This is a genomic window from Siminovitchia terrae, from assembly GCF_003605405.2.
Taxonomy (GTDB): Bacteria; Bacillota; Bacilli; order Bacillales; family Bacillaceae_C; genus Siminovitchia; species Siminovitchia terrae.
Genome location: NZ_QYTW02000028.1, coordinates 64,974 through 71,641, shown reverse-complemented (window position 1 = coordinate 71,641; position 6,668 = coordinate 64,974). Strand labels below are relative to the sequence as shown.

At 41.5% G+C, this 6,668-nt stretch carries 7 protein-coding genes and 1 pseudogene; all 8 read right to left on the bottom strand.

All coding sequences use genetic code 11. The features are described from left to right. Positions 1–280 (bottom strand): annotated as a pseudogene (locus tag D5F11_RS20970) (helix-turn-helix domain-containing protein); the annotation flags it as partial. Positions 281–1,160: 880 nt separating this feature from the next. After that, complete coding sequence (locus D5F11_RS20965) at positions 1,161–1,346, bottom strand: hypothetical protein (protein ID WP_120118740.1); 186 nt, start codon at positions 1,344–1,346, stop codon at positions 1,161–1,163. Between the two features lie 18 nt (positions 1,347–1,364). Beyond that, on the bottom strand, positions 1,365–4,499 hold the full coding sequence (locus D5F11_RS20960; protein ID WP_120118741.1) for an AAA family ATPase: 3,135 nt from the start codon (positions 4,497–4,499) through the stop codon (positions 1,365–1,367). After that, on the bottom strand, positions 4,496–5,641 hold the full coding sequence (locus tag D5F11_RS20955) for an exonuclease SbcCD subunit D (RefSeq protein ID WP_185830831.1): 1,146 nt from the start codon (positions 5,639–5,641) through the stop codon (positions 4,496–4,498). The genes D5F11_RS20960 and D5F11_RS20955 overlap by 4 nt, the downstream gene beginning before the upstream one ends. A 52-nt stretch (positions 5,642–5,693) precedes the next feature. Continuing rightward, a complete protein-coding gene (locus D5F11_RS20950) occupies positions 5,694–5,894 on the bottom strand; it encodes a hypothetical protein (RefSeq protein WP_126646650.1) in 201 nt (66 codons plus the stop codon). Between the two features lie 73 nt (positions 5,895–5,967). After that, on the bottom strand, positions 5,968–6,195 hold the full coding sequence (locus D5F11_RS20945; RefSeq protein ID WP_244861964.1) for a DUF2922 domain-containing protein: 228 nt from the start codon (positions 6,193–6,195) through the stop codon (positions 5,968–5,970). Positions 6,196–6,214: 19 nt separating this feature from the next. After that, positions 6,215–6,436, bottom strand: a complete 222-nt coding sequence (locus D5F11_RS20940) for a DUF1659 domain-containing protein (protein WP_120118745.1) — start codon at positions 6,434–6,436, stop codon at positions 6,215–6,217. Beyond that, a complete protein-coding gene (locus D5F11_RS20935; RefSeq protein WP_126646649.1) occupies positions 6,390–6,647 on the bottom strand; it encodes a hypothetical protein in 258 nt (85 codons plus the stop codon). The genes D5F11_RS20940 and D5F11_RS20935 overlap by 47 nt, the downstream gene beginning before the upstream one ends. Positions 6,648–6,668 lie beyond the last annotated feature (21 nt).

Here is a 6,668-nt window from a genome sequence, read left to right as displayed (position 1 = left end):
CTGTTTTGTTTCTTGAAAAATCGCGAATACGAATCAGCAAGATTTTTAAGTGAAGATTGAATCGCAGTGCTGTTAACCATACTAATTCCTTTTTTAGTTGTGGTAATTCAGCAGAGCAAGAATTGTAGGTTAATCCTTTGCCTGTTTCCTTGTAGGCATCCTTCCACTTTGCTAAAAAATGATTGAATACGAAAAGTGAACAGCCCATTGTTTTAGCAATGAGGATTTCTTGTTTTTTGTTTGGATATATGCGAAATTTGTACGCTTTGTTGACTAACATTCATTTCACCTAACAACGAGAACATTTGTTTCCGCTTTATCATAATGATACCAGTTTCGGCTATCACCAACTGACATTCATCTCCCACTTACTCATTGGGCTCCGCCCTTTATATTCTTTGAAGTGGGAGTCTTCTGTCAGGAAATGATAAAATGAGAACCTGTCACGATGTTGGAGCAAGTCAAAGCGATGTTGCGTGTCATTAACTGCGGCGCCCTCGGTGGAAGGGGGCTAGGCCTCCCCAGTGAATGCTTAGAATCGATTTGTCGCACTTGAGTCTCTAGGCTTTTCTTTTAATTAATCTGCAATAATCCACTACACGGACAAATTAGCAGGATCAATGGTGGATCAATTTGTCCGTGACAATAGCTCTGCATCAGTGAAATATTCAACATGTTTTTAAAAATATTTTGCAGTAAATCTTTCTATACAGTATTTATGAGGTTTAACAATAAGTTTCATTTCTTACTAATATTGTATTATTTATTTGAAGCGTTTTCATTAGACATATTGTTAATAATATTCAGATTATTAGTTCCCGCTATTAGACAAAATGTAAAGTTTTTAACTTTATCCTAAAATACGAAAGTAGTAACTCTATACTGTAATACTTTCCATCTCGATTTTCACCTGAATATGTTGGTCGTCCTACTGAAACAAGAGGTATATTATGGAAAGCCTTCCGCCCATTTGAAGACTAGAAAAGAAAGCAGAAGAATAAATTGATTACTATATTCGTTGCGTATCAAGCAAAAATCGGCCGGCATGAGTCCGGTCGAATACCGTCTTCATGCCAGCCGATTGAAGAGCCATCAATAGCAATTGGAAGAATTAAGCTATTTACCGCACGCTTTCACCTGAACAGGATTTATTTTTCCTATCATAACGTTTCCTTCCACTTTTTCCTGAATAAATAATTGACGACACAAGAAGCAAGAAATATTAGAATCAATAGGATTCCAATGAATGGATACTTCAGTTTAAAGGCAAATACGCCGAAGACTGCCAAACTGATGGATATGAACCAGCCAAATGCTTGTGTGGCAATATAAAACGTCTTCTCCAAGAGGGCTGCACCTCCTACTCATGATAAAAATACAAATTCAGTACTGCTTCCACTCTGGCCAGCGAACACTTCCAAACGGGCATCAATCCGCTCTTTCAATTCCGGAACGTGTGAAATGATGCCTACAAGCCTTCCGCTGCTCTGGATTTCCATTAACGCCTCAATGGCCTGATCCAATGATTCGGAGTCTAAAGTGCCAAACCCTTCATCGATGAACATCGTTTCAAGCGAGACGCCCCCTGCATGCTCCTGCACGACATCCGATAATCCAAGCGCAAGCGAAAGCGCCGCCTTAAAGCTTTCTCCGCCTGATAAGGTTTTGACGTGGCGTTCCTGGCCAGTATATTGGTCAAATACAAGCAGCTCCAACCCGCTTTGAACATTCCCCTTCGAACGTTCTTTCTTTCTTAAAAGCTGGTAGCGCCCACTTGTCATTTTTAACAGCCTTCCGTTGGCTGCTGCTAGAATATCATCCAAAAACGAGGCTAATACAAATCTTTCAAATGTAAGCTTGTATGTATTCTGCCCTCTCGTTATATCAGATAAGTGTCCAATGAGTTCATATTGTTTCTCCAATTCTTTAATCTGCAGATTCAACTGCTGAACATCCAATTGGATATCTTCGTTTTTATTTATGTTCATCTTCAAATTGGAGAACTGAGCACTCATGGACAAAAGCATTTTCTCCTGCTCCCCGAATTCCTCATTCAACTTTTCCAAATCCGGCCGCTCAATTCCTTTTAAACGCTCTTCATAATCTTTTAGACGATCTGTAACGGAGCGGTATTCTTCACCATAAGCCTTGATCTCTTCTTCAGTAGTTTGAATCCAAGCGGAATCTTTTTTGGACTCAGCATATTCACCGTAAGTAGTAAATCCTTCTTGATGGAGCTGATGTAAAAACTTTTCCCGCTCAGTATTTAATGAGTTATTAAGCTCTTCAATTTCTTCCTCCATGTTCTGCAAGGCCATTTTTTGAGCTGCCAGTTGTTCATTCAGTTTGGAACAGACATCCTGAGCCTGTTTATATATATCATCCAGTTGTTTGATTTCTTTCTGTAAAACCGACAATCTACTTTCGTATTGTTCCTTCGTTTCTATGCCTTCAGGAAGGTTGAGAGCAAGGCTTTGAAGAGCTGCTTTTATTTCCACATATTGATGGACTGTTTCCCGTTCTTTCTCTGAGGTTTCGTCCATTTTTGCAGACAAATCTTTTAGACCCTGAGAAAGCTGTGTTATTTTGGTATCTTTTTCGGGAATTTTACTTGTTTTCATTTCATTGCTTTTCAGCTCTATGGATAACTCTTGTTGCTTCTTTTGAAGCTTTTGCAAATGGAGAGTCGCGTCCTCCAGATTTACGTCCATCAGCAGCGCTTTTGTTGCATCAAGCTTTTCAAATACTGTTTTCTCACATAGCTCCACATCCGCTTTAGCCTTCATCCACTCTTGGCGAATTTCAGCCAACTGCTCTTCTATTATGCGTGCATCCTTTTTTGCTGATTCAAAATCTTCTTCGCTCACATAATCTCCTGATGCATGGGCCGGCGACGGGTGTTCAGCTGAACCGCAAACAGGACATGGGCAGCCGTTTTCCAGCTTACCAGCCAAAATGGCCGCGTGTCCCGACAACCATTTTTCTTCGATATGCTTGAGTGTTTCCAACGCGTCCTTAGTTTTTGCATTTGCGAGCTGCAGTTCTTTTTCCCGCTGTACAGACAATTTATTTGCAGTTTTCTCTTTTTCTATTGAAACCGCCAGTTGATGAAGATGATCAATGGCTTGTTCAATGCGGAGCTTTTCCTCTTTTAAAGTAATATTTTTATCCTGGAGTTGTCTTAGCTTGTTCAGTTCATCCTGCTGTTTCTCAACCAATTCTCTCCATTCAGTCGCTTTTTCCTTTTGTTCATTCAGCTTTTTACGATAATCTTTCGCCTCTAGTTCCAAGCGTTGAATATCTGCTTTTCGGCTGGAAAACGAAAGAACATCCTCTCGCAAGCTTTCCAGTCTGGACATTTCCGCATGCAGTTCTTCCCTTTTGCCTCTTCTGTCTTCTTCTCTTTTCAGATTTTCATCTGCGGTTATTTTCTCCTTTTTAGTAAAAGCTAAGTCTTCTTCTACCTTTCTTTTCCTTGAGGCTTTGTCGTCAATCTCTTTTTTTAACCGCTGGCATATATTCTCCTGGTGAGCCAGATTGCCTGCGCGTCTGGCAAGATCTACAGCTTTCCTTTTTTCATCGATGGACGATTTTTTTTCATCCAACAAGGCTTTCTGCTTTTCTAAGGCACTGCGGTTATTCATTTCATTCAAAATATTTTCCGCTTCATCTACCTTTCTTTTTGCCTCATCACGTTGTTTTTGCCTGATTTCTATTTCCTTCTCAAGCTCGGCCAATCTTTGACTCATTTCCCCTGTGATCTTTTGCAGCAGTGGGAGGATGATTGTATCACTAGGTACAGGTTCGGCAAGGGCTGATTCTATCTCATCATTTCCATTCGTAAAAATGTCCCTCAGCTTTTGGCTCCTTTGATTGATACCGCCCTCCACCTCATTTTTAAGCAATCCAGCCTTATCTTTAAGCATTACTTCTATTTTTTTATATTGCTCAGTATGGAATAGCCGCTGTAGAATGACTTCTTTCTCTTTACTGTCAGATGTCAGCAACTTCCGGAAATCCCCTTGAGGAATCATTAAAATCTGTCTGAACTGGTTTGCGTCAAGCTGAATGATTTCTTTGATTTTTTCCTCCGTATCCCTTACGTTTGCCGCCAGCAGCTTTTTAGCGCCAGACTCATCAACCAAGTACAGCTCTGCTTTTGCATTGACCGTTGTATAGCCATCCCCCCGCGCCTTTTTCCTTTCCTGCTGAGGGGATCGGCAAATGTAATAAATCTTATCCCTCAATTGAAATGTCAAAGACACTTCCGTAAGAAGATCATCCTTGGCAAAATGACTGCGCAAATCTGCGCCATTCCGGTCCTCTCCGCTTGCTTTGCCGTAGATAGCAAAGCTGATTCCATCAAAGATAGACGTTTTTCCAGCGCCCGTTTTTCCAGAAATGACAAACATTGTCCGGCTTTCCAATTGAGTGAAGTCAATGATCTCTATCCCTGCATAAGGGCCGAACGCCTGCATTTCCAATTTAAGCGGCCTCATACAAGGAGCACCTCCTTACGGACACTATCGATTACCTCTTCCATCAGCTCCCGCTTTTGTTCGGTAAATTCACTCGTTGTCATTTCCTTATAAAACTCAGAAAAAAGGTCCAGTTCCGTTTTTCTTTCGCTTTGAATAGAACGAAGTGCCTGTCTTTTCTTCAGGTCAACCGATTCTATTTTTCTTTCCAAATGCAAGATGTTCGGGTAAACAGCCCGCAGTTTATTGATCGGATCAATCAATGCCCCTTCATCCAAAAGAGTCACTTTCAAAAAATCATCCAGCTTTTGATTTGTATAAAATGCCGGATCAAGCAATTCATCTATGTATCCTGAAATCTCTCTCATATCCTGACGCGGTATCAGTGACTTTTCATTAATTGTCAATTGTCCGCTTGCATCAATTTCTATAATTGAAATGCTTTTTCGCTGTTTGGCTTCTGAAAAAGAATATTTTAAAAGCGAACCGGAGTAGCGGAGCGTCTCATGTCTAATGGCATCTGGACTATGCAGGTGGCCTAGTGCAGTATATGCAAAAGGGCTGAAGCAATCTGAATCAACACTGCCGGAACCTCCGACAGATAATATCCGTTCCGAATCAGTCGTTTTTCCACCTGTTACAAAGGCATGTCCTACAAGAATGTTAGCAGCATCTGCATCCATTGTTTTCTCGATTTCCCAAGTAACCCTGCTCATCGCGTCATGGTGTGAATGAATGCCTGGATCTTGAAATACCTCCCGAACAACACCAGGTTCTGCATAAGGAACAAGATAAAAATGAACACCATCAATCCGAATGGGCTCAAAACAATCGGACAGCTTTCCATTCAGATAAAAGCCGCTGTGGCGGTACCAAGAGGATCCGAACGCCAGACGTTCTGCGCTGTCATGGTTTCCAGAAATGGCAAGAACCGGAGTCTTCAGCTCCACATTGATTCTAAACAACACTTTTTCAAGAAGCTGTACGGCTTCCACTGGAGGCACAGAGCGGTCATATAGATCACCGGCAATGATGACAGCATCGGGTTTTTCCTCAGCAACGAGTTCGATAAATTGTTCAAGGACCGCTTCTTGCTGTTCTGTCATATAGATGCCGTGAACAAGCTTGCCCAAATGCCAATCGGCAGTATGAATGATTTTCACCCTCATCACCCTATTTCCTCTAAATATCTACTATTATAGCAAATGATGGTCATTAACCTCTTAAAAACAAGAAAAAAGCCGAGCAGAAAGGATCTGATCGACTATCAAATGCGCCTTGGCGTATTTGCGCCCAGATTTTATCGAGTTCCGCTCGATAAATTTCCTCTAAAAATCTGTGGCATCCGCCGGAGGCTTTGACTTTATTCAGCCGGGGTTTGAATCCCCACTGAATGGAATAACAATAGGCATTCATCTCACCACTTACAGAAATGGGAGAATTCTGCTGAATGAAGTTAAAGGCTTGGCCTGAGCCAAGCCTCATTCACTTAATCCAATGAATATTCGGTAACCGTACGTTCGACAAGCCGAGCCGCTTTCATTTCTTCATATGTGTTTCCTTCACTGTCAATAAATACTCCTGAGTCAATAATTGATTGCATGGCATTTTTCACATCTTTCGGGTGTATCGGTTCCTGTGGTTGCTCAATCGTAAGCCTTGCTGTCTTGCCGCCTCCCGTAACAAAATGCAATTCCAGTGTTTTCAATATTTGCACCTCCTTCCTCCATTTCTTGTCATTCTGCATCGATATCAAAGCTGTCATTGCGTTCAATCGCCCAGACCGGATGTTTCGATAACGCGCCAATCACTTGGGCAGCCTGGTATAACTGAGCAGCATTAGCATCACGATGGACATTGTTAAATGTTTTGCTTTTATAAACCGGCTTGTCCATCCCCTCAGTAAAGATTTCAAATACCAGCCTTAACCTTGTTGATTTCAAAAAAGCGTTTGCCAAGTGTATCACCTCCTTTCACATTCCATATACAGAAATAGATGCAGGAAGGACACCCTGAAGATATCAAATGCACTTTGGCGTATTTGCGCCCAGATTTTATCGAGCTTCGCTCGATAAATTTCTTCTGAAATCTGTGGCATCCGCCGGAGGCTTTAACTTTATTCAGCCGGGGTTTGAACCCCCACTTAATGAAATACCAATATGCATTCATCTCACCACTTATAGAAGTGGG